This window comes from Bacillus arachidis, assembly GCF_030285945.1.
GTDB classification, from domain to species: Bacteria; Bacillota; Bacilli; order Bacillales; family Bacillaceae_G; genus Bacillus_A; species Bacillus_A arachidis.
In genome coordinates, this window is the sequence record NZ_CP127376.1 from 1,067,645 (window position 1) to 1,091,364 (window position 23,720).

General features: G+C 35.1%; 20 protein-coding genes. 14 read left to right on the forward strand and 6 right to left on the reverse strand.

All coding sequences use genetic code 11. The annotated features are described in order from the left end of the window. Positions 1-142: 142 nt before the first annotated feature. Both QRY57_RS07030 and QRY57_RS07035 read left to right on the forward strand, forming a co-directional pair. Complete coding sequence (locus QRY57_RS07030) at positions 143-619, forward strand: PH domain-containing protein (protein ID WP_208017742.1); 477 nt, start codon at positions 143-145, stop codon at positions 617-619. Next, positions 612-2,039 (forward strand): PH domain-containing protein, encoded by a 1,428-nt coding sequence (locus tag QRY57_RS07035; RefSeq protein ID WP_286017046.1) that lies wholly within the window; start codon positions 612-614, stop codon positions 2,037-2,039. Before QRY57_RS07030 ends, QRY57_RS07035 begins: the two co-directional genes overlap by 8 nt. A 38-nt stretch (positions 2,040-2,077) precedes the next feature. Here QRY57_RS07035 and QRY57_RS07040 read toward each other — a convergent pair whose 3' ends face one another. Continuing rightward, the gene (locus QRY57_RS07040; RefSeq protein ID WP_286017047.1) at positions 2,078-2,503 is read right to left on the reverse strand and encodes a YhfM domain-containing protein; all 426 of its coding nucleotides are present in this window, start codon (positions 2,501-2,503) and stop codon (positions 2,078-2,080) included. Positions 2,504-2,608: 105 nt separating this feature from the next. Then, complete coding sequence (locus QRY57_RS07045) at positions 2,609-3,082, reverse strand: antibiotic biosynthesis monooxygenase family protein (RefSeq protein ID WP_286017048.1); 474 nt, start codon at positions 3,080-3,082, stop codon at positions 2,609-2,611. A 130-nt stretch (positions 3,083-3,212) separates the two neighbouring features. On the opposite strand from QRY57_RS07045, the gene QRY57_RS07050 reads away from it, so the two are divergent. The 4 genes from QRY57_RS07050 (at position 3,213) to hemY (ending at position 8,956) form a co-directional block, all read left to right on the forward strand. Next, positions 3,213-5,330 carry a transglycosylase domain-containing protein gene (locus QRY57_RS07050; RefSeq protein WP_286017049.1) on the forward strand — a complete coding sequence of 706 codons (2,118 nt, stop codon included), beginning with the start codon at positions 3,213-3,215 and terminating at the stop codon, positions 5,328-5,330. Positions 5,331-5,513: 183 nt separating this feature from the next. Next, positions 5,514-6,560, forward strand: a complete 1,047-nt coding sequence (gene hemE / locus QRY57_RS07055) for a uroporphyrinogen decarboxylase (protein ID WP_286017050.1) — start codon at positions 5,514-5,516, stop codon at positions 6,558-6,560. Positions 6,561-6,574: 14 nt separating this feature from the next. Next, positions 6,575-7,510 carry a ferrochelatase gene (gene hemH / locus QRY57_RS07060; protein ID WP_286017051.1) on the forward strand — a complete coding sequence of 312 codons (936 nt, stop codon included), beginning with the start codon at positions 6,575-6,577 and terminating at the stop codon, positions 7,508-7,510. A gap of 24 nt (positions 7,511-7,534) precedes the next feature. Next, a complete protein-coding gene (hemY, locus tag QRY57_RS07065; protein ID WP_286017052.1) occupies positions 7,535-8,956 on the forward strand; it encodes a protoporphyrinogen oxidase in 1,422 nt (473 codons plus the stop codon). A 261-nt stretch (positions 8,957-9,217) separates the two neighbouring features. Here the strand turns inward: hemY and QRY57_RS07070 are convergent, their stop codons facing one another. Beyond that, on the reverse strand, positions 9,218-9,898 hold the full coding sequence (locus tag QRY57_RS07070) for a DUF5105 domain-containing protein (RefSeq protein WP_286017053.1): 681 nt from the start codon (positions 9,896-9,898) through the stop codon (positions 9,218-9,220). 184 nt (positions 9,899-10,082) lie between these two features. Then, positions 10,083-10,916 (reverse strand): LysR family transcriptional regulator, encoded by an 834-nt coding sequence (locus QRY57_RS07075; protein ID WP_286017054.1) that lies wholly within the window; start codon positions 10,914-10,916, stop codon positions 10,083-10,085. A 121-nt stretch (positions 10,917-11,037) separates the two neighbouring features. On the opposite strand from QRY57_RS07075, the gene QRY57_RS07080 reads away from it, so the two are divergent. From QRY57_RS07080 to QRY57_RS07095, 4 genes are all read left to right on the forward strand, one after another. Further along, complete coding sequence (locus QRY57_RS07080; RefSeq protein WP_286017055.1) at positions 11,038-11,778, forward strand: SDR family NAD(P)-dependent oxidoreductase; 741 nt, start codon at positions 11,038-11,040, stop codon at positions 11,776-11,778. Positions 11,779-12,609: 831 nt separating this feature from the next. Next, complete coding sequence (locus QRY57_RS07085) at positions 12,610-13,281, forward strand: response regulator transcription factor (protein WP_208017752.1); 672 nt, start codon at positions 12,610-12,612, stop codon at positions 13,279-13,281. A gap of 20 nt (positions 13,282-13,301) precedes the next feature. Next, positions 13,302-14,264, forward strand: coding sequence for a HAMP domain-containing sensor histidine kinase (locus QRY57_RS07090; RefSeq protein ID WP_286017056.1), 963 nt, complete (start codon positions 13,302-13,304; stop codon positions 14,262-14,264). Positions 14,265-14,788: 524 nt separating this feature from the next. Then, positions 14,789-17,155 (forward strand): DUF6359 domain-containing protein, encoded by a 2,367-nt coding sequence (locus tag QRY57_RS07095; RefSeq protein ID WP_286017057.1) that lies wholly within the window; start codon positions 14,789-14,791, stop codon positions 17,153-17,155. Between the two features lie 42 nt (positions 17,156-17,197). On the opposite strand, the gene QRY57_RS07100 is transcribed toward QRY57_RS07095, so the two are convergent. Together QRY57_RS07100 and QRY57_RS07105 are read right to left on the reverse strand one after the other, a co-directional pair. Continuing rightward, complete coding sequence (locus QRY57_RS07100; protein ID WP_286017058.1) at positions 17,198-18,055, reverse strand: hypothetical protein; 858 nt, start codon at positions 18,053-18,055, stop codon at positions 17,198-17,200. A gap of 392 nt (positions 18,056-18,447) precedes the next feature. After that, positions 18,448-19,416 (reverse strand): 2,3-diaminopropionate biosynthesis protein SbnB, encoded by a 969-nt coding sequence (locus tag QRY57_RS07105; protein WP_286017059.1) that lies wholly within the window; start codon positions 19,414-19,416, stop codon positions 18,448-18,450. Between the two features lie 372 nt (positions 19,417-19,788). Between QRY57_RS07105 and QRY57_RS07110 the strand changes: the two genes are divergently transcribed. From QRY57_RS07110 to sbnA, 4 genes are all read left to right on the forward strand, one after another. Further along, on the forward strand, positions 19,789-19,941 hold the full coding sequence (locus QRY57_RS07110) for a hypothetical protein (protein WP_286017060.1): 153 nt from the start codon (positions 19,789-19,791) through the stop codon (positions 19,939-19,941). Between the two features lie 612 nt (positions 19,942-20,553). Then, entirely contained in the window at positions 20,554-21,918 is a 1,365-nt protein-coding gene (kamA, locus tag QRY57_RS07115; protein WP_286017816.1) for a lysine 2,3-aminomutase, read from the forward strand. 79 nt (positions 21,919-21,997) lie between these two features. Then, the gene (locus QRY57_RS07120; protein ID WP_286017061.1) at positions 21,998-22,735 is read left to right on the forward strand and encodes a thioesterase II family protein; all 738 of its coding nucleotides are present in this window, start codon (positions 21,998-22,000) and stop codon (positions 22,733-22,735) included. Continuing rightward, on the forward strand, positions 22,722-23,699 hold the full coding sequence (gene sbnA / locus QRY57_RS07125) for a 2,3-diaminopropionate biosynthesis protein SbnA (protein WP_286017062.1): 978 nt from the start codon (positions 22,722-22,724) through the stop codon (positions 23,697-23,699). The genes QRY57_RS07120 and sbnA overlap by 14 nt, the downstream gene beginning before the upstream one ends. Positions 23,700-23,720: the final 21 nt, after the last annotated feature.

The window sequence follows — 23,720 nt, forward strand, 5'->3', positions numbered from 1 at the left end:
CGTTCTACATATTAAGAAAAAATAATAAATTGTACTTTTACAAAAACTGTTTATTTTACCTTGTTTTGTATGAGAATGACATATTAAAATGAGGGATAAATAGTATATGTATTCAATAGATTTCTAAATTTGGAGTGATTACATGCAGCCATTAGAAAATGAAATTCATCCGAATATGGTGAAAGTGTGGAAAATCCATGCATTAATTGGTGCCGGGGTACTTGTAAGCATCGTTTTAGCATATCTCTTTTTTATGATTCAATTTCATTGGTGGGGCTGGTTGTTTGGTGTATTGGTCACCTTGACGATTCTGTATGCACCGCTAGATTACTTTATTTTTCCGGCATTACGCCAGCGGTACTATAGCTACCGGCTAGATGAAGAAGAGATTGAAATTCAAAAAGGGATGTTTGTTGTAAAACGTGTACTTGTTCCGATGATACGTGTTCAGCACGTTACGATCGAACAAGGGCCGATTATGAGAAAATATGAGCTAGCAGAATTACAAATTTCAACGGCAGCGACTTCTCATAGTATTCCAGGATTAACAAAGAGAGAAGCAGAAGAGTTGAAACGACGAATTGGGGAACTTGCGAAAGTGAGTGATGAGGATGAATAAAAGGCAACATCCGATTACGATATTATTTGATATAAGGATTTCTAGTTTATTTCCGCTTATTATCGTTGTTTTATTTGGTTCTAAAGATGAAAGAGAGCCTTGGTATTGGTTTCCCATTTTCATTGTAGGTTTTTTATTGATATTGGCTGTATTTTCATTTGTGAAATGGTACTTTAAAGTGTATTGGATTGAAAACAACATTTTACATATAAAACAAGGGGTATTTGTTAAAAAGGAAAGCTATCTAAATAAAGAGCGTGTGCAAACAATTAGTACGACTTCAAATATTATCTATCAGTTATTTGGATTAACGAAGCTCAAAATTGAAGCGGCTGGTGGTGGGAAGGATCCAGAGGTAACGTTAGCTGGTATTAAGGAAGAGGAAGCGAAAGAATTAATCACCTTATTAAATAAAGTAGAAGACGAGAAGTCTATAAAAGAAGAAGAAAGCTTGCGACAAGAAACAAACACAGCTGTTTATCAGTTAACAGCAAAAGAAATTTTGCTAGCGTCTATTACATCTGGCCAGTTTGGTTTGTTATTTTCAGGATTGTTCTTTCTTTATACACAGTTTGATAACGTTCTTCCGAAATGGTTAATAGATGAAATAGAATCATATGTGAAAGACAATAGTGTATATAATTTGTTATACATGGGCGCGATTTTAATCGTAATCTCATGGATCATCTCTACAATTGGCTATGCTTTCAAACACGCGAACTTTACCGTGCAGAGAAACGGAAATGAAATTCGCATTTCACAAGGGCTACTCGAAAAGAAAGAGATTGTTTTAAAATTGCACCGGATTCAAGCGTTGACAATGAAAGAAGGAATTCTTCGTCAACCGTTTGGCTATTGTTCTATGGAAGTAGAAGTCATTCAAAGCATAGATACAAAGAATATGAATGTCATATTGCACCCGCTTATGAAGAAAAAGGATGTACAAGAGCTATTGACCTATTTAAAGTTGCCATATGAAATGGAAGAGGAAATTGTACATTTGCCAAAAGCTGCGCTGCGTCGTTACTTGATTATGGGCTGGATTATTTTTGGACTTGCATCGGTACCGATTATAGGGGCAAGTGTGTATTTCCAGCAATATAGTGCTTTATTAACATTAGTGCCATTATTTTTGTTCTTTACGATTCTTGGATATGGAAAATATAAAACGGGTGGATATGCGATAAAATCTGATCAGTTAACGCTTGTATACAGGGGTATCGCCAAGTATACAGGATTCGTGAGAAGAAGACATGTACAAGCAATGACAAAAACGCAATCGTATTTTCAGCGTAAAGATAGGCTGTATACGTATATTGTAGCGGTAGCTTGCAGCGCTATTGGGCGTCATTATGAATTGAAGCATGTGCGTGAAGAGGATGCCAATTATATACGAGATTGGTATAAGCAAAAAGGATAAGTAACGGCTTTCGTTAAAAGATAAAAAAAGAGCTTGGGTTATCTCCCAAGCTTTTCTCCTATTAAAATCTCAAATAGGGAGGCTGAATCTTCCTTACTGAGTTGAACGTACTCACGACCACCTCTTACAACTTCTACTTTATCTTTATTGGGACTGATCCAAAGTTCATATAAAACAGCTTTTGCTTCTATTGCAGGATTTTTAAATTGAAATGTGAAACGGTAATCAGCAGGCCGTGTCATATCTACTTTTACATTTTCCCAATTCGCTTTATCAAATATTTTTCTCACTTTACGAACTTGCCCATTATTCGTAATTTCATTGAAATCTTCATAGTTATTTTCGTTACCGATACATTGTTGAACTTTTATATTCTGTTTTTCGTTTTCTATGCCGATTGAACAACCTGTCATCACTAATAAAATCAGTGCGAACAAAAGGAGAAAATACTTTGTGAATTTCATATCCAATCCCCCTTTACTCTACAAATATAATGAAAAAGACGAAATCATTGGGATTTCGTCTTCTGCTGATGTTGTTTGCATCTTTGAAAAGGATAAGGGTATTTTTTACGCTAACACATCAAATGTTGTCACAAAAGATGGTCTTGAAAAAATACTTTTTTGCGGCTCTGCACTTGCTTGTGCAGGGCGTTTTTTATGTGCATTTTCGAAAGAACGTGATTCCGTCCAATCTTTAAAGTTTTGCTCTGTTTCCCACATTGTCATAATGATATATGTATCGTTACTTAATGGGCGAAGAACGCGGATTGCTTGGAAACCGGGTTCGTTTTCAATAAGACCTGCGCGGTTTTTGAAACGATGTTCAAAGACAGTACGGCCTTCATCTGTAACAGAAATGTTGTTACAAACAATAAAGCCAGGTTGTCCTTTAAATTCTCCGACTGCGTCTAGCACGTCATAGCTAAGTGAACCTTCTACAGTTTCTTCCGTATCTTCTTTATAAAACATATTTTTTTCATCATTCTTTGCAGTGAAATGCGGTTGTTCTAGAGGTGTTTCGTATGAAATGATTGCTTTCATTTATAATGCCCCCCTTAATGATTTTGCTTTCATTATAGCAACTCTTGCCAAAAACTTCGAAGATTATATACATAAAGATTATTCTTTTTCAAATAATAAATGTACCATCATTTGGAAAGAAGGACGATGAATGAAGAAAATAATGTGGACCTTAATGGGCGGCGTGGCGGTGTTTGTAGTCGCAATTGTATTCTATAAACTCATTGTGTTAGCTGGTGGTTATATGATGGATGAAAAGCAGCTGGTTTTCCACTCTTCATCACGTATTGTTGATCAACAAGGAAAAGAAATTACAAAATTATATGTAGAAAATAGAGATCTTGTATCGATTGAACAAGTTCCGAAACATGTACAACAAGCATTTATCGCTGTAGAGGATGCTCGGTTTTATGACCATCATGGGATTGACTATCCTTCTGTGTTTCGCGCATTGTATAAAGATATTTTAGCGAGAGAAAAAGTCGAGGGCGGTAGTACCATTACGCAGCAACTTGTTAAAAATGTTTTTTTAACTCATGAAAAAACATTTACACGTAAATTAAAAGAAGTGGCAATCGCACTTAAATTAGAACAAAAATATACGAAGGGGCAACTTCTCGAAATGTATATGAATCATATTTATTTTGGTCATGGTGCCTACGGAATTCAAGCAGCAGCAAAATTGTATTTTAATAAAAATGTAGAGGAGTTGACGGTTGAAGAAGGAGCGATGCTTGCGGGTCTTCCGAAAGCACCAAACGGGTATTCACCGTTCTTATATCCAAAAAAGAGTAAGGAACGCCGTGATTTAGTATTGTCACTTATGCATAAACAAGGCTATGTATCAGCGGAGGAAAGTGTTCGCTACCAAGGGAAAACAATTGCGCTTTATAAAAATTTAGATGAGCGAGAACTAGCTTATATGCCCTATGTAGATATGGTAGTAGATGAGGCGGCACGCTTATATGGTTTGTCGCATCAAGAAGTTCTGCGCGGTGGTTATACATTTGTTGTTTCAATGGATGAAAAAATTCAAAAAGTCGCTTACGATCAATTTCAAGATGCGCGCAATTTTCCAGGAAAAGAGGGCGGAGCACAAGGGGCCTTTTTATTAATGGATAATGTGACAGGAGGAATTAAAGCAGCGATTGGCGGACGAGAGTATGTGCCAAGAGGATTTAATAGAGTGTTCGCGAAAAGGCAGCCAGGGTCTGTTTTAAAACCGCTCATTGTGTACGCACCGGCGCTAGAAACGAAAAAGTATAATCCGTATTCTTTATTAACAAATGAACGAGTCTCTGTTGAAGGATATGAACCAAGAAATTATAATCATCGGTATTCAAAAGAAGTAACAATGTACGATGCGCTCTTAGAGTCAGCGAATGTACCAGCTGTATCTTTATTACATGAAATGGGGATAGAAGAAGGAAAGCAATATTTAGAGAAGGGGAATATTCATATTGCAGAATCTGGTTTAAGCACGGCACTTGGCGGGCTGAAAGAAGGGGTTTCTCCATTTGAACTTGTAAAGATGTACCGTTCGTTTTTAGCGAATGGAAACATTATTGAGCCACATGTGATTGAAAAGGTACTCGACCGACACGGAAAGGTGATTGGAGAATCACCGAAAAACGAAACGAAAGTGTTTTCAAAACAAACAGCATGGTATATGACAAAAATGCTAGAGGGTGTCGTAAAAGAAGGTACGGCAAAAGCGGGAGAATATAAAGGCGCACTAGCAGGAAAAACAGGTACAACGTCTCTTCCGAATCAAAGCGAAGGCGCTAGAGATTTTTGGTTTGTTGGATACACGCCGAGTTTAGTAGGAGCGGTATGGATTGGGTACGATCGTACGGATAACGAGCATCAACTGCATGATGAGAGTGCGTCTGCAACACAATTATTTAAAAAGATTTTAACGAAGGCGAACGTACAAGATGATTCAAATTTCAAGAAGCCAAAAGGTGTTGAAACGATCGGAACACCAATCCGCTTAAGTAAAATTGAAAATATAGAGGCGAAATTATCGTTTAGTCCGTTTGGTTTATTTACGATGAAATTGAACTGGAAACCACTTCAAGATAAAAGAGTTATCTATCGAATCTATAAGGTTGAGAACGGAATCCATACTCATGTTGGAACAGTAAAGGGAATTGGTGAGTACGAAGAAAAGTTTATTAACATATTCTCTAAACCAAGTTTTTATGTTGTTCCGTATAACTCACAAACAAATCGAGAAGGTGAAAAGACAAAAGTAGCTAAACCGTAGTTTTTGCTTGTGATATAATAAGAATGTTGTGAAAATAGTAAGCGGTTTTATGAACGTTTGTGTCAATTTCATGAACAACGTATATAATGTTATGCATTTTGTTTTACAAGCTGTATAGTAAAAAAAGATAAATAAGTAGGATAGGATTCGCTAGAAGCATTGGTAAGGAAGGGAGCAAGGGTCTTGGTAAGAACTATAAATGAGACATTTTTAAAAGCATGCATGGGGGAACAAACAGAATATGTACCAGCATGGTATATGAGACAAGCAGGTCGTTCACAACCTGAATATAGAAAAATAAAAGAGAAGTATTCTTTATTTGAAATTACACACAATCCGGAGCTATGTGCATATGTTACAAAGCTTCCAGTTGATCAATATAATGTTGACGCAGCGATTTTGTATAAAGATATTATGTCACCACTTCCAGCAATTGGTGTCGATGTTGAAATTAAATCTGGAATTGGACCGGTTATTGATAATCCAATCAGTTCTTTACAAGACGTAGAGAAGCTTGGTGAAATTCATCCAGAAGATGATGTTCCATACATATTAGATACAATTCGTTTATTAACAAATGAGATGTTAGATGTTCCGTTAATTGGTTTTTCAGGGGCGCCATTTACATTAGCGAGTTACATGATTGAAGGAGGACCTTCTCGTAATTATCATAAAACAAAGGCGTTTATGTATGCAGAGCCGAAAGCTTGGTTTGCCTTAATGGATAAGCTTGCTGATATGGTAATCACATATTTGAAAGCACAGATTAAAGCAGGAGCAAAAGCAGTACAAGTCTTTGATTCTTGGGTTGGAACGGTGAATGTAGCAGATTACCGCACATTTATTAAACCTGCTATGGAGCGTATTTTCACGGAAGTTCGCACAATGAACGTTCCGATGATCATGCACGGCGTTGGAGCAGGGCATTTAGCAAATGAATGGAATGACTTACCTCTTGATGTAGTTGGGCTTGATTGGCGCTTGTCAATTGAAGAAGCGCGCGGGCGCGGTATTCATAAAGCGGTACAAGGTAATATGGATCCTTCATTCTTACTTGCACCATGGGACGTTATCAGAGAACATGTAAAAACAATTTTAGATCAAGGGATGAAACAACCTGGTTATGTATTTAACTTAGGTCACGGTGTATTCCCGGAAGTAAATCCAGATACATTAAAGCGTTTGACGTCATTTATTCATGAGTATTCTAAAGGACAGTTAGCGAAGTAAAGGAGAATAGGTGTATGAAAAAGAAAATTGGTTTGCTTGTGATGGCATACGGAACACCATATAAAGAAGAAGATATTGAACGTTACTATACACATATTCGCAGAGGACGAAAGCCAAGTCCAGAAATGTTAGAGGACCTGACAGAACGTTACCGCGCAATTGGTGGTATTTCTCCTTTAGCTACTATTACATTAGAACAAGCGAAAAAGTTAGAAAAACATTTAAACGAGATGCAGGATAACGTAGAGTTCCATATGTATCTTGGATTAAAGCATATTGAACCTTTCATTGAGGATGCTGTAGAAGCTATGCATAACGATGGGATTGAAGAAGCAATTGCCCTTGTTCTTGCTCCACATTATTCTACGTTCAGCGTAAAATCATATGTCGGCAGAGCACAAGAAGAAGCAGAGAAACTCGGAAATCTAACAATTCATGGTATCGATAGCTGGTATAAAGAACCGAAATTTATCCAGTACTGGGTAGATGAAGTGAAAAAAGTATATAGCAGTATGACAGAAGAAGAACTTGAAAAAGCAGTGTTAATTGTATCTGCGCATAGTTTACCAGAGAAAATCATCGCTTTAGGTGATCCTTATCCAGAACAGTTAAATGAAACAGCTGATTATATTGCACGTGGTGCAGAAGTTCCTAATTATGCGGTCGGTTGGCAAAGTGCGGGCAATACACCGGACCCATGGATCGGGCCAGATGTACAAGATTTAACGAGAGAACTACATGAAAAATACGGCTACACTTCATTTGTATATGCACCGGTTGGATTTGTAGCTGAACATTTAGAAGTGTTGTATGACAATGATATTGAATGCAAAATTGTTACAGAAGAAATTGGAGCGAAGTATTATCGTCCGGAAATGCCAAATGCATCAGATGCATTTATTTCTTGCTTAGCAGATGTCGTGTTAAAGAAACAAGCAGAAGTTTCGTGAGACAATGGGAAAGGAGGAGCCATTTTGAAAAAGAAAGTTGTTATCATCGGTGGTGGAATTACAGGTTTAACAACAGCGTATTACTTACAAAAAGAAGTTCGCGAAAAAGGATTGCCGATTGATACATTGTTAATAGAAGCGTCGGGTAGGCTTGGCGGCAAAATTCAAACCGTTCGAAAAGATGGATTTACAATTGAGCGCGGTCCAGATTCTTTCTTAGAAAGAAAAGAAAGTGCAGCCAGGTTAGCCAGAGAATTAGGCCTTGGAGATGCGCTTGTAAACAACGCAACTGGTCAGTCATTTGTTCTTGTGAACAACCGATTACATAAGATGCCGAGTGGATCCATGATGGGAATTCCAACGCAAATTACGCCCTTTCTATTTTCAGGATTGTTCTCTCCGATTGGTAAAGTAAGAGCTGGTTTTGATTTTGTATTACCACGTTCAAAGCCTGTTTCTGATCAATCACTTGGTCAATTTTTCCGTCGACGTTTAGGAAATGAAGTGGTTGAAAATTTAATCGAACCATTGTTATCTGGGATTTATGCGGGGGATATTGATCAAATGAGCTTAATGGCGACATTCCCGCAGTTTTATCAAGTAGAGCAGAAATATCGTAGTATTTCACTCGGTATGCGTAATTTGGCTCCGAAGAAAGAAAGGGATGCAGCGCCGCAAGGGATCTTTTTAACATTGAAAACAGGGCTGCAATCTATTGTAGAAAGAATAGAAGAGCAGCTAGAAGATGGAACTATTGTGAAGGGGACTCGGATTGAAAAAGTCGCAAAAATGGGCGATGGTTATATGATTACGCTGAGCAATGGAAAAGAAATTGAGGCGGACTCTATTGTGGTTGCTGCATCTCACAAAGTATTGCCGTCTATGTTTGCACAGTATAAGGAGTTTCGTTTCTTCCGCAATGTTCCATCGACGTCGGTTGCTAATGTTGCATTAGCATTTCCAAAAGAAGCTATTAAGCGTGATATTGATGGTACAGGCTTCGTTGTATCCCGAAATAGCGATTTTTCCATTACAGCATGTACGTGGACACATAAGAAATGGCCACATACAACACCGGAAGGTCAAGTGCTTCTTCGCTGCTATATGGGGCGTCCTGGTGATGAAGCAATTGTCGAACAAACAGATGAAGAAATGGTTCGTTTTATATTAGAAGATTTACAAAAAACAATGGATATTACAGCAGAGCCGGACTTTACGGTTGTCAGCCGCTGGAAAGATGCCATGCCGCAATATACTGTGGGGCATAAAGAACGTATGACAAAGTTAAAAACATTTATGGATAAAGAATTACCAGGCGTTTATTTAGCTGGTAGCTCTTACGGCGGATCAGGCCTTCCAGATTGTATCGATCAAGGTGAGGCAGCGGTAAAGCATGTGCTGTCTTATTTGGAAAAAATAGATGAAGCGGAATTAATTGCGCAATGATAAAAGTGATAGTACAACGACAAAAAACAGGAGTCTGCTGGCTCCTGTTTTTTGTCGTTGTTTATCGAAACGTCGGTATATTGAAAAGATCACCAATAAAATTTCATTTGCTATTTCTCTATCAACTTAATCTATTGTTGAAAATTCTTTTTCACCTTCTCCAAGAAGCACTCTTGGCTTAGTAAATAACCAAGCTGTTATCGTAAGCCTGTAAACATACTAAATCAATAATATCTTTTTTATAAAGAGCTTAGTAATATATTATGGTTTCCATAAAATCCTTGGAAGATCCTTTATATCCTCTCCATGTATATGCCACTTATCATCGCCTTTATTATACATGCCAATCCTTAGTGATTCTTCCGTAGAAGATATTTCTGCTTCAAGTAATATTGAAGATGAATAATTATATAGTTGCTTTATTAATTCAGGATAAGGTATTGATGGGTCTTCACTTAATATTCTTTTTTGCTCATCTTCAACTTTTGTTCGCAGACTTGATACCAATATTGGCTTTGATTTTATTTCCACTTCTGCAGTTTTACCTTCTCCATTTATATGTACAACATTCGTTTCAAATTTCACTTTTTGCCGTATTACTTCTTTAAAATTTTTAAAATAGTTATCTACAGATTCTTCTGTAATACTAGATAAGCCTTCATAATTATATAGGACTGCTTTTCTAACCTTTTCCGCCATCGCTTCATTAAATTGTTTTCCATCTTCACCTGTTAATTTACTCATTTTGTCTATATCTTTATCATAGAAGCCCGCATTCATGTAAGCTGTTAGAGCTTCAGCTGGTTTATTTGCATTTTCACTCTTTTTAGATGCACTATCTTGTTTTACTTTCGTTGAATCTACATATGTATTACAAGCACTTAGCCCCCCTATTGTAAGCGCTACGAGTAGACTTATACATACTAATTTCTTGAAATACAATATCCTCTCCCCTAACATATTTTATTTATCACTAAAATATGTAATATTATACCATTATATCATTGTATTTTTATAGATTTTTTTATTCCGCTATTTGAGGGCAGTAAGACCTCCATCTCAGGATTCAGCGAAAACCAAGAGGTTAGGTGGGGGATGAAGAGCACCCGCTGTTTAAAGTCTTACTTTATAACTCTCGCAAAAAACGAATGAATTTCTTTAAGCCTTGCGGTTGCTGTTTTCTACGTTTAATCACAAAATCAATTTCGACTGTCTCGGGCAGTTCTTCATAATGAATTGTTTTTGGCTTATTTCGGCTATATACAACATTAGTAGGTACGATCGTAATACCAAGCCCATCGTGAGCAGCTTGCATAATCGATTCAAGCGAATCAAATTCCAGTATCGCCCTTTGGTCAAAGTTATTCATATGACAATAATCTAATAGCTTCTTTCTATATATACAATTTGGATCACTGTTTACAAGTAGAGTTTGATTTTCGGGTAGAGTATCTTTTGGTAAAACGAGTATCATATTTTCAAAATAACTGTACACACTTTCGAATTGTGAATCATTATATGCACCGCTTAAAAAAATCCCATCAAGTTCTCCATACAAAAGCATTTCTTGTAACTTTGCGTTATCATTCGTTCTTAGCTTCATATCAATATTTGTATGTGACTCCAAAAAAGAAGAGAATAGCTGAGGTACTTTCACCGCAGAAATAGTTTGAGATGCCCCAAGTGTTAAAGAATCTCTCCATTTCTCAGGGTTTATTTTTGATTTCGCTTCATTCATTAAAGACATAATTTCATTTGTGTAATCTAATAATACTTTTCCTTCTTCCGTTAATGTTACTCCTCTGTTATTGCGCTTTAATATTTTAACGCCGAGTTCATCTTCTAAGTTTTTAATTCGCTGACTTATATTGGGTTGTACATATCCCAACTTTTCAGCGGCTCTAGAGATTGATTGTAGTTCTGCAACATGCTTAAAAATCCATAAGTCATGGCTTTCCAAGAATAGATCCCTCCACCTAGGTATTATTTAAAATGATACCATAGTCATTATTCAGTATTATACTCCTCAAACGAACGAAGATAAAATGAAATCAAATCAGATACAGTGAGGAGATTTTAAAATGAATATAAAAGATAAAGTAGTCATTATAACAGGCGGTGGCACAGGTATTGGAAAGGCTGTTGCGTTGAGATTAGCAAGTTTAGGAGCGAAAGTTGTGGTGAATTATAGCCGTTCCGAAAAAGAAGCGTTAGAAACTGTGAATGAAATAAAGCAGCGAGGAGGTACCGGGGTGGCTTTGAAAGCGAATGTAGCCAAAAAAGAAGAAGTAGAGGATATGGTATCTCAAACTGTTCATTTTTTTGGAACAGTCGATTGTTTAGTGAATAATGCGAGTATAACAGCTCAAATACCTATGGATGATTTAGAGTCTGTAACGGATCAAGTGTGGGATGACCTTTTTAGTGTGAACGTGAAAGGGATGTTTCATTGTATACAAGCTGTTGTTCCTTATATGAAGGAGAAAAAATCAGGTGCGATTGTGAATATGGGAAGCGTTGCAGGGATAACGGGATTAGGATCATCCATACCGTATGCCGCAACAAAATCAGCCATTCATACGATGACAAAATCGCTCGCAATTGCATTAGCACCTGACATTAGAGTAAATAGTATTTCTCCTGGTGCAGTCGATACAAGGTGGTGGGCAGGTAATGAAGAGAAAATGTACCAACTGGCGGGGAACCTACCACTTCAAAGAATTTCAACACCAGATGATATTGCCGAGGCGATTCTTTTTCAATTGACTCAGGAATCTATTACGGGGCAGGTATTTACGATTGATAATGGACAGACGCTGTAATATTGTGGGGCATTGTGCAGTAAGATTATCAATTTAATCCTAAGAGGCGGAATGATGAAAAGCGCTTTTAACGTATTTATATAATTAGAAGAGGATACTATGTCCAACATGAGGACATAGTATCCTCTTTTTTGCATGACATATCACATAGTTTAATAAATAAGCTGTCATATGTATAACATTTAGGAAATCTACCGTCTTTTTTAAGGATTTTGTTTTGGGTTTTCCGTGTGATTTTAGAAATGTATTGGTTAAGCACAGTTAAATAAATAGCTTTCTCCGTTTATTAATAACAAGAAATTCAAAGCTAGTAATTTAAATGTTAATAAAATCTTTATAAATACCTATTACCATAAAGATAAGTTCACTAAAAGGAGTTGATTGATGATGGATGTATTATCAGCGGTGAGTTTAATAATTTCCATGGCTAGTTTCATTTTTTCAATAGCTTTGCTTATTTACGAGGTCGTTTTTAAGGGAGTAAGGAAAATCAAAGAAATGAAGTTAAGGCCAATATTTATACTTTTTATTACGTATTTCGTATTTTTTGTGTTGTTCCTCGTGTTTCAAAATATGTAAGCAGCAGAAGTGATTTGAAACTTAATGTCTTAGATGATATAAGGGTGTATATGTGTCCTTACTTAAGCTATGGTGAAAGTATGGACACATACTTTAGGGTATCAATTATCATGTGATATAGTTTAGTTAAGGATTGATTTTGAGAAACAATAATTTATACTATACAAGGATTGTTGAGAAGATACATTTATTATTATATTGCATTTTAAGATATTACTATTCAAGCGTTCAATTCAAAGAGGTGATTTGATTATGAATGGATTTACAATCTTAATTATCGAGGATGATCACGCCATTGGTTCAATGTTGCAGGAGATATTAAAGGGAGAAGGGTATCATGTACTTTGGATAACTGATGGTCAAAGAGTCCTAAAAGAAATAAAATACGCTGATCTTATAATAATCGACATCATGTTACCAGGTGAAAATGGGTATGAAATATCAGGGAAATTGAAGGCGAATGGATATTCACTGCCGATTTTATTTCTTACAGCCCGAAGTGATATAGATAGTAAATTAAAAGGACTATCTCTTGGAGAAGATTACTTGGTTAAGCCGTTTGACCCACGTGAACTATTAGCAAGATTGCACTTGATACTTAAGAATAAATACGGTTTATTTACTCAAATTCAAAATATATACGTTGATGCAGTTGGTTATAAAGTATTTAAAGAAAATATACATTCTGAAATAAAATTGACAGCAACAGAAAGGAAATTGTTCTTTTACTTATATGAAAATAGAGACAGAATTTTAACTAGGGAACAGATATTCAATTATTTATGGCCATTAGAGTATTCTAAAAATAGTGTATTAAATGTTCATATTAAAAAAATTCGAGAGAAAATTTCGGATAAAAATAATACCATTATTGAAACGGTTCATGGAGAAGGGTACAGATTAAATACCCTTAATCGCGTATGAGTCTTAAGAAAAAGTATTACTTGTTACTCGCAACTATAGTCTTTTTTGTACCAATTTTATATTTACTAACCAACTTCATTCTGTTTGTACTTTATTTAGTCATATCAACAACCTTTCACTTAGAACAGCCGTATAATCAAACATTAATTTATTCAAGCATATTTGGAGTTTTCTTTGGATTACTGATTTTATTAATCGTAATATCCTCTAAATCAATTAATCATATTTTGCACCAAATTGACGAAATAAATAAAACAATCAAAAAGATATCTCGAGACAAAAAATTACCTGAAAAGTTACCTGTACGAAAAAATGATGAGATTGGTTGGCTAGCTGAATCAATCAACATACTAATTGATCGTTTAGCTCATAAAGAACTCATGTTAAACACAGAGTTATCTTTTAAAAAGGAGTATTTAAATAAATTATCCCATGATATTAATACACCTTTAACAGCAATGAGATTAGAGTTATTTTTACTTGAGAGGAATGGAATCTTGGAAGAAAAATCAGTTTTGTCACTCTATCAACAAATTGAATATATTTCAAAGTTAGTAAATCAATTGAACCAAGAAGATTTAGAGTCCGTCAAAAACTCCTATATAATTTATGAAAACGTTGATATAGCAAACCTAGTAGAAAAAACAATTAAGAAATGGACGTATATCTTTAATAATAAAAATATAGAGATTAATTATATGGTTAATGATGAGAGACTTGTTTGGCACAGCAATGAACTATGGGTAGAAAGAGTACTTGATAACGTGTTCCAAAATACACAACTTCATTCGAAGGCTAGTTCTATTCATGTAATGATAGAAAATGGTGCTATCGTTATACAAGATAATGGAATAGGGTTCAATGTGAAGGACTCTCATCAAGGACTAGGCGTTTTAATAATTAAAGAAATATGCGAGATATTAAATCTTAAATGTGAGTTGTCTTCAAATAGTAAGGGTACTAGATATGTATTTAAAAGATAATTATATAGAAATAATATAGAATTTACATATTTCCAAGTTACACGTAAAAGGGCATCGCATAATAATCAGGGCTATTATGCGATGCCCTTTGTTTTTCATGACTATTTACAATTTAGGTTTGGATAAATCTTCCAATGGTATTTTTGCTGTTATAATATTCTCGCTCATATTCACGAGGTTGTCTCGTAGGTTGATCATTCAGTGCAAGAGCTGGTAATAAAGTAGCATCAAATATAAAATCGTAGAGAAAAGATAAGAGCAAAACGCTACAGAATATATAGATTAACAATTTCCTTCACTTCTTTCTGTATGATTCTTACTTATATTGTAAGAAAACAAACTACCAATAAAATCCATAAAAGGAATGGGATACTGTAAGAAAATAGTAGGGGAATTAAAAAATTAATCTCATACGGAAGTATGAGATTAATTTTTTGTAAAATTTGTCGAATTTTAAGTTCTTTATAAAGAATTTTTTGTTATGATAATACATGCTAAGAGAATATTAAAATTAGGGGAGGACGATGAATTTGAAGAAACTAGTAAGTATCTTGCTATCATTTATACTACTGATTTCATTTACTGGAACTTTAGTAAAAGCAGAAGAACGTTCTGTATTGTCTGTGCAGGATGCAATTCAACTGTTTAAGCAGCAAGGAAGCAGTAAAGGGATAGTGGAAGGGTATATTGTTGGATATACAGAAGGGCCTTCTAAGTACACGAAAGATCCTGCGAAATTTGGAGATACGAATGTTGCAATTGCAGATTCTCCAAATGAGACAGACCCTGCGAAAATCATGCCTGTTCAGTTACCAAAAGGTGACGTGAGAGCAGCAGTGAATGTAAAAGATCATCCTGAAAATGTTGGGAAGAAAGTTCAATTAACAGGGACGCTTGAGCTTTATTTTGGTAGCCCTGGTTTAAAGTCCGTAACAGCATATAAGTTTCAAGGACAAACGGAAAACCGTGTAAGTGATGTGACTGCATCACCAAATGGTGGGGAAATTGAAAAAGGAACAGCAGTAACATTAACAACAAGTACAGAAGGAGCAACAATCTACTATACATTAGATGGCTCTGTTCCAACAGATAAAAGTATTCGTTATAATGAATCGATTGTTATAAATGAAAACAGTGTGATAAAAGCAATTGCAGTGAAAGAAGGACTTGCACCTTCAGCAGTTTCGACATTTTCTTTTATAATTATAAAAGGTGAGCAAGTTCGTATTCATGATATTCAAGGGAAATCACATGTTTCTCCTTATAATGGGAAGAAAGTACGAAATGTAGAAGGTGTCGTAACAGCGTTAGATAAGAATGGTTTCTATATGCAAGACACACAGCCCGATGAAGACATAGCAACTTCAGAAGGAATTTATGTCTATAAGAAAGAAGCGAATGTAGCAGTAGGAGATCTTGTGCACGTTGATGGTGAGGTAGAAGAATTTATTGGAGCTGGATATGCTGACAGATTTGATACAGATTTAGCCATCACAGAAATTAAAGCGAGCAATGCCTCAGTGAAAGCAAATCATCAACAGTTGCCAGAGGCAACTGTATTAGGTGAAAAGGGTGTAAAGATTCCAAATCAAATTATTGATAATGATGCATTTGGTGTATTTGATCCAGAGGAAGATGCAATTGATTTCTATGAAAGTTTAGAGGGTATGCGCGTGACAATGCCAACTCCTCAAATTGTTGGACCGCAGAAAAATGGGAATTTATATGTAACAGTTGCAAATGGTGGAGATAAGGTCACTACAAAATATGGAACACCATTGTTAGGCGAGAATCAATTCAATCCAGAACGTCTTTCTTTAAAAGTACCTCGTGATTATGTAGCAAAATCAGGGGATACATTTAATGGGGATATCACAGGTGTAGTCGGCTATGACTATGGTGCATATCGTATTTCGCCGGTAACAGAATTACCATCTGTAACGGATGGCGGATTTAAACAAGCAGGCGCAAATATTCAGCCTCGTCTTGGAAAATTAACAGTGGCAACATATAACATTGAAAACTTTTCAGCGAATGCAAAAGAAACATCTGATGAAAAGGTAAAAGCAATGGCATATGCTATTAAATATAATTTAAAGATGCCAGACATTATTGGTGTACAAGAAATGCAAGATAATAATGGATCAACGAATGACGGAACAACAGATGCTTCATTAAGTGCAAAGCGTATTATTGATGCTGTGCAAGAAATTCATGGACCTAAGTATGAATATGTAGAAGTTGCTCCGCAAAACAACCAAGATGGCGGGGCACCGGGAGCGAACATTCGCGTTGGTTTCTTCTATAATCCATCACGTGTGAAATTAGAAAAGAATCCAAAGCTGTTAGCAACAAACCCGACGCGCATTGGACAAGATAATCCGGTATTTGATAATACTCGTAAACCGCTAGCTGCGGAGTTTAAATTCCAAGGGCAAAATATTGTTGTTATTTCAAGTCATTTAAATTCAAAACTTGGTGATGCGACGCCGTTTGGAAAAATTCAACCTCTTGTATTAAAGAGTGAAGAGAAACGCGTTCAACTGGCGCAGGAAGTGAACAGCTTTGTAAAAGATATTCAAAAACGAGATGTGAATGCACCAGTTGTTGTAGTTGGTGATATGAATGACTTTGAATTCTCGAAACCACTGCAAGCATTAAAAGGCGATATCATGCAAGATATGTTAGAAACGGTTTCGAAAGAAAATCGTTACACATATATTCATGACGGCAACGCACAAGTATTAGATCATGTTTTAGTAACAAATAATATGGCACCACATACAGTTGTGGATCCGGTACATTTAAATTCCAACATTATGAAGGAACATGGCCGTATGAGTGACCATGACCCAGTGCTTGCACAAATTGATTTGAAAAAAGCATCCTAAGTAAAAGTATCCCTCAGCATAATAGCTGAGGGATATTTTGTATTACATACTAACTGATTTTTGAATCGATTTTTTACATCGCATTCTTTTTTGAAGTCTCCGCATATATTGCTTCCGATCTTTCTGTATACCTTTCATATACATAAATAAACTAATTCCTAAAAACAAGGTGCATTGCACGATTCCAATGTAAGGCGACATTCCTTGGAGCGGTTGTTTTGGGTCGTATAAATGAATAGGTGCTCCGCCAATTGTAGGGAATACGACATTTAAAATAATATAGGGTAGAGAGGTGATAGCAAAAGGGAATAGAATTGCCATGTAATCTTTTCTAGACCATATGGATGCAGAAAGACCCAATACTGCCATAAGACCAGCAAATAAAAAATTAATCCCGATATATAGGGAAATATAAGAAATTGGAGAAGAGAAATATAAAGATGAAAACATGCTGTTGTCCTTAATAATACCTAAGTCGGTTGTCGGAATACCATCTGGAATTGTCAGTTTACAAAACAGCAATGAAAATACGAATGGGAGAATATAAAGAAGCCCCCCAATTAGGAAGGTCACGATATATTTTGTAAATACATAAGGGAAAAAGGGAATTTCTTTACTTACAAATGATTTGAATTTATCAACTTTATCAGAGTTATAGCTCGTGCTAAAAGGGAGTGCTGCTAGTACAGGCATTAATAGTAAATACACATCCATCCCATTATCACGAAAGCCAATCCATTTATAAGCAGTTATTAAAAGCCCGTCAGGCAATCCTCCTAAATATCGTAAAACATAGTAATAATGATAAATTGAAACAAGAATTAACCAACTCAATAAGAGAGTGAGAGAAATCTTATTTAAAAAGGCTTGTTTTATATGTAAGTTAAGTGCACGCATCATGATTGAAATAGCCCCCACCATTTTTAATAAATATGTATATGTTCTATATTACTATTTATTGTAAAAAAATTCTTGTTTTTTGAATTGATAATTTAAAAAAGATGGGGAATTCATAAAGTGAAACTTTAATCAGTGGGGATTTTCTTCATCTCCCACTGATTATTAGCCCTCACCAATCGGGATAAAAAAGTATGATTTAGAAGAGAATCAAAGATTCAACCATGATTCACATAGTAGTTATTCATTTTTAAATAAGCGCTGCGAAAGCGGTGTTTGATAAAATGAAAAAAGTGTTCTGAAGATCGAAAATCCAGAACACTTTTTTGTATTTTTCTTCAATTGGTTGATTAGGTTAACTGAACAGCTAAATCTTAATTTGAGTTGCTAATAGCCTATGCTTCTAGCGGTTGACCATAGCCTAAAGCAATGGCTTGATCATAGTAATATTGAGCAATTACAATATCAAAAGTAGCCATTCCCATTGGATGGAACATGACAACTTTATCTTCTGTAATCTCTTTAAATGCATTATTACAAACAATATCTTTAATATCAAGAGTGTCTGATTTTTGTAAATTTCTTTCATTATGCATGATTTCTATATCTGTATTTGCACGACATACCTCTTCCCAATTGTCAACTACAATTACTGGTGAATAGTCTAGTATATCAGTTTTAAAATCACGTAGTGATACGTTTAGTAGCAGTGCATTTGGTTTTGGAGGACCATCAATATATCCTTTACTTGATACAGTACACGTAATAAATATATCTGCATCACGGTACACATCTTCCCATGACGAGCATATTGTGACTTTTTCTCTAAGTTCTACTGGGATTTTATTTTTATCGATTTCCGATATATCAAAAAGACGTATATTTTTAATTTTATCTCCTAAAAGGGTTGTTGCCATTTGTAAATGTAATTGACCTATTGGGCCCAACCCGATTATTCCGAGTGTTACATCATTTAGATTATGTACTTTATCAAACTCTTGAATCATAAGACCTGATACAGAAGCAGTTCGTATACCACTCACAATTGGTGTATTAATTGTTGCGAATGGTACACCAGTAGTCGCATCATTTAATATTGTGATTGAATTTGCTCTAGGTATACTAACTTCAAGATTTTTAGGAAAGCTAGCGATCCACTTAATACCTGCTACTGAAAACTCTCCCCCAGCAAACGCTGGCATTGCTATAATCCGATTGTCTGGATCATTAAATTGTAGATAAGGCTTTATTGGTTGTGAGAAATCAGAATGATTCATAACGTTGACAGCTTTTTTAATTATTTCAACTGTTTTTATCCAGTTGATTCCAATATCAGTAATATCTTTAGAATTTAAGTAAAGCAATTTTCTACACCCCTAGTTAAAATGTATTAGTCTAAAATTTTCAGGCTTAAAATAAAACGTTTGTTTTAAAAAGTAGAATGAATATAAAGAGTAGAACACATCCTTTCAAAAATCCCTAATCTATAAACACTTATTGCTATTGTTTTTGAGATTGATATTTTAAAGTAGAATAACCATTTGTTTAAAATAACAATAATTAAGAATGCAAATGAAAGTTTATAGAAGTAGTATTTAGATATAAAGTTGTAGTTTTCTGAGTTGATTGACAATTATGTAAATTATTGTATCATATTTGCAGATAAAAAAATATTCTAAAAATGATTAGCTGTATTTTAATCTAATGATAGAGTGCTTTAGGAATATTAAACGAAGATGATTCAACGCTATCTATGGGAAGGCTATCTTGAAGAAGTGAGCCATCTTCGGCATACGGAAGAGAATAAAAAATGGTATGCGTTGGACAATCCTTCGGCGATTGAAAAATTTGTTCATGTAAGCGATACTTACATTTTTTTATTAATTTGAATGGGGTTTGTCGACAGTCTGACAGGTAGAAAGTAGATTCTACCTGTTTTTTTATTATACAAATTTTACTTGAAATAGAATTGGTAGCCACCCAGCATATTAAGTTTATAGGATCATAGACATGTAAAGGTCTTTCTTATATATAAAATGAGCAATGACAGAATTTTTACTATGTAGGAGTTTGCCATTCCTGTTATTCCTAAATATAAACTGAAGTACTGTCATGATTTCTCTTCATCGCAAATATGTAAAATAAAGCAGTGAAAACAAGAAATGAATTGCCGGATTTTTCGTGAAATTTTACTGATTGTTATTAACATAAATTGACACGTATATTTTAGATACAGAAAGTTAAACAGCAAGAAGGTAGTGAATCTGATGCTAAATACAAAAAGTGCCATAAATTATCAATTGGATAATAGTGGGGAATCATCAATATGTACCGCCCTTTTCAAATGAATATGAAGTATCGCTATATCATATTTACAACCACAATACTTTAGATTAAAGAGCATTAAAGTTACTATCATAACCTATTCATCTAATAATTCAGGGAGTTGTTCAAAAGTGGATCAATTATACAAACCAGCCCGTCATTGGAGAGATATAGAAATGTGGAAACATGTTACTGAAGACCAATGGAATGATTGGGTTTGGCAACTTACGAATACAATCAGTACCTTAGAAGATTTAAAAAAAGTAATTCATTTAACACCAGATGAAGAAGAGGGAATAAGAATATCTACAAAAACAATCCCGCTTAATATTACTCCGTACTATGCTTCACTGATGAATCCAGACGATCCGCATTGTCCAATTCGGATGCAATCTGTACCGATTTCGAATGAAGTATATAAAACAAAGTACGATCTTGAGGATCCATTAGAGGAAGATGAAGATTCTCCAGTTCCTGGTTTAACTCATCGATATCCAGATAGAGTGTTATTTTTAGTTACCAATCAGTGTTCAATGTATTGCCGATACTGCACACGTCGACGTTTCTCTGGCCAAGTGGGTATGGCGGTTCCGAAAAAGCAGTTAGACAGAGCTATTGAGTATATAAGAGAAACTCCTGAGGTTAGAGATGTATTAATTTCCGGTGGAGATGGTTTGTTAATTAATGACAATATATTGGAGTACATACTGAAAAGTTTAAGAGAGATCCCTCATGTTGAGATTATTCGAATAGGGACACGTGCGCCAGTCGTTTTTCCACAAAGAATTACAGAGAATCTTTGTAATATCTTAAAGAAATATCATCCTATATGGCTGAATACTCACTTTAATACATCAATTGAAATTACAGAGGAAGCAAAAAAGGCGTGTGAAATGCTTGCTGATGCAGGTGTGCCATTAGGAAATCAGTCAGTGATATTAGCGGGTATCAATGATAGTGTAACAATAATGAAAAAGCTAATGCATGATCTAGTAAAGATTCGTGTTCGCCCTTATTACATATATCAGTGTGATTTATCAGAAGGCATTAGTCATTTTAGAGCCCCTATATCGAAAGGTCTTGAAATTATTGAAGGACTCAGGGGGCATACGTCGGGTTATGCAGTACCTACATTTGTGGTAGATGCGCCGGGCGGGGGAGGTAAAATTGCTATTCAGCCAAACTATATCATTTCACAAAGTCCTGATAAAGTGGTTTTACGTAATTTTGAAGGTGTCATTACATCGTATCCTGAGCCGCAAGACTATAAGGCTGATAGGGCATTAGACTATTTCAAGAAAATCTATCCACAATATATAAATGAATCTTCAACTATAGGGGTTGCAGGGGTACTCCAAGATAAACAGTCTAGCTTAATTCCAGAAGGTTTGTCGAGGTATAGTAGAAGAAAAGGGTATGAAGAAAATCCTGGTCATATTTCATTGAAGAATAATAGGGATAAAAGGGATAAATTAAAAGAAAAGAAGTATCAATCTCAGCTTCAAAAAATGGCAAGTAATCATGAACTCAATAAAGTGTAATAGTCTTTTTAATCTGTATTTTTGAATATTCATCTTAATAGTTATAATTAGAAAGTTTCTATTCAAAGGGGGGAAATGCATGCTATTATTTTGTCTACCTTACGCTGGTGGTTCGGAGGTAGGGTATTACAAATGGGGGAATCATTTAGATAAATCTATTTATTTACATCCTGTTCCGTTGAAAGGAAGGGGACAAAGATTTAATGAGGGCTTCTATATGAGTATGAAAGAAGTAACGGATGATATTTATAATATGATTCAAGATAAGATCGACCAAAATCAGTATGCATTATATGGACATAGCATGGGAAGTATATTAGCTTACGAGCTATATCATAAGATCCGTTCTGAGGGCAAAAGATTACCAGAACATATATTTTTTTCTGGTTGCAAAACACCGGATCGGATGAAAGATAAAGAAAAATTACATCATTTTTCTGATCAGGAATTGCTAAGTAAATTGAGTGCTCTTGGAGGCATCCCACAAGAGTTGGTTGATAGTAAAGAATTAACAGATTTGTTTCTACCGATAATAAGGAATGATTTAAAGATACTAGGAGAATACGAATATAATCCTAATCAGCATAAAATCGAATGTGATATTTCCATTCTTATAGGAACTGAAGACACAGTAAAACTAGAGGAAGCTCTAGAATGGAATAAATACAGCGAGCGTGAAGCGATAGTTTATACATTAAATGGTAACCATTTTTTCATTAACAATAACGTTGAATATATTAATAGCATTATAAACAAATCATTAATTTATGAAAAAAATAACAAGAATCAAGTGGGAGTAAATTATGAGTATTTATAATAGTGTATTAGATTTTGTTGGAAAAACGCCAATGGTACAACTAACAAGTAAAGACTTATGTAATGTGAATTTATTCGTTAAATTAGAGGGAAACAACCCTACTGGTAGCGTTAAAGATAGAGCAGCTGCACACATTCTTGAAACTTTGCTTCAGAAAGGTGATATCGACAAGGATACAACAATTATTGAATCTTCGTCTGGTAATTTTGGTATCGCTTTAGCAAGTTATTGTAAAAGGGTAGGTTTGAAATTTATTTGCGTGGTTGATCCGAAAATTCTACCTGTGAATGAAATGATCATTAGATCTCTAGGAGCAACAGTAATAAAAGTAACAGAGCCCGATAATTCAGGTGGATATTTAATCACAAGGTTAGAGAAGGTTAATGAGCTAAGAAATTCAATAGCAAATTCATATTGGATTAATCAATACGGTAATAAATTAGTTGCAAATGCATATTACGAGACCGTAGGGAAGCAAATATGTAACGAAATTGAAGTGGATTATATTTTTTTAGGTGTAAGTTCTGGTGGGACAATTACTGGCATTTCTAATTGTGTCAAAGAGAAGTTCCCGAAATCAAAAGTTATCGCGGTAGATATGGAAGGTTCTGTTATTTTTGGTTTGCAACCTCAAAATAGATCCATCCCAGGGATAGGCTCAAGTATTGTACCGGATATTCTAAAAGATTCAATCATTGATGATGTTGTGATAATCAGTGAAAAAACGAGCATAGAAATGTGTAAAGAACTCTTAAGTGAACATGCAATATTTGCTGGAGGTTCTTCGGGTGCTGTATACGGTGCAGTGAAAAATTATTTTAAAGATAAAAACTATGTGAAAAAGCCTAATGTAGTAACGCTGTTTGCAGATAGGGGAGATCGATATTTTGATACGATTTACAATGAGGAATGGTGTCACAAAGTATTGAATCTTCATTCTGAAAAAGAACTCAGTTTGATATAGAGTTTTAAATATTTGTATCAA

Bases quoted from the DNA above. Each gene is read 5' to 3' on its own strand.
- QRY57_RS07095 (WP_286017057.1), top strand. From the start codon at position 14,789: ATGAATTTGAAGAAACTAGTAAGTATCTTGCTATCATTTATACTACTG.
- QRY57_RS07040 (WP_286017047.1), bottom strand. From the start codon at position 2,503: ATGAAATTCACAAAGTATTTTCTCCTTTTGTTCGCACTGATTTTATTA.
- sbnA (WP_286017062.1), top strand. From the start codon at position 22,722: ATGAGTATTTATAATAGTGTATTAGATTTTGTTGGAAAAACGCCAATG.
- QRY57_RS07110 (WP_286017060.1), top strand. From the start codon at position 19,789: ATGATTCAACGCTATCTATGGGAAGGCTATCTTGAAGAAGTGAGCCAT.
- QRY57_RS07030 (WP_208017742.1), top strand. From the start codon at position 143: ATGCAGCCATTAGAAAATGAAATTCATCCGAATATGGTGAAAGTGTGG.
- QRY57_RS07035 (WP_286017046.1), top strand. From the start codon at position 612: ATGAATAAAAGGCAACATCCGATTACGATATTATTTGATATAAGGATT.
- hemH (WP_286017051.1), top strand. From the start codon at position 6,575: ATGAAAAAGAAAATTGGTTTGCTTGTGATGGCATACGGAACACCATAT.
- QRY57_RS07050 (WP_286017049.1), top strand. From the start codon at position 3,213: ATGAAGAAAATAATGTGGACCTTAATGGGCGGCGTGGCGGTGTTTGTA.
- QRY57_RS07085 (WP_208017752.1), top strand. From the start codon at position 12,610: ATGAATGGATTTACAATCTTAATTATCGAGGATGATCACGCCATTGGT.
- QRY57_RS07100 (WP_286017058.1), bottom strand. From the start codon at position 18,055: ATGATGCGTGCACTTAACTTACATATAAAACAAGCCTTTTTAAATAAG.
- QRY57_RS07080 (WP_286017055.1), top strand. From the start codon at position 11,038: ATGAATATAAAAGATAAAGTAGTCATTATAACAGGCGGTGGCACAGGT.
- kamA (WP_286017816.1), top strand. From the start codon at position 20,554: ATGTGGAAACATGTTACTGAAGACCAATGGAATGATTGGGTTTGGCAA.
- QRY57_RS07045 (WP_286017048.1), bottom strand. From the start codon at position 3,082: ATGAAAGCAATCATTTCATACGAAACACCTCTAGAACAACCGCATTTC.
- QRY57_RS07120 (WP_286017061.1), top strand. From the start codon at position 21,998: ATGCTATTATTTTGTCTACCTTACGCTGGTGGTTCGGAGGTAGGGTAT.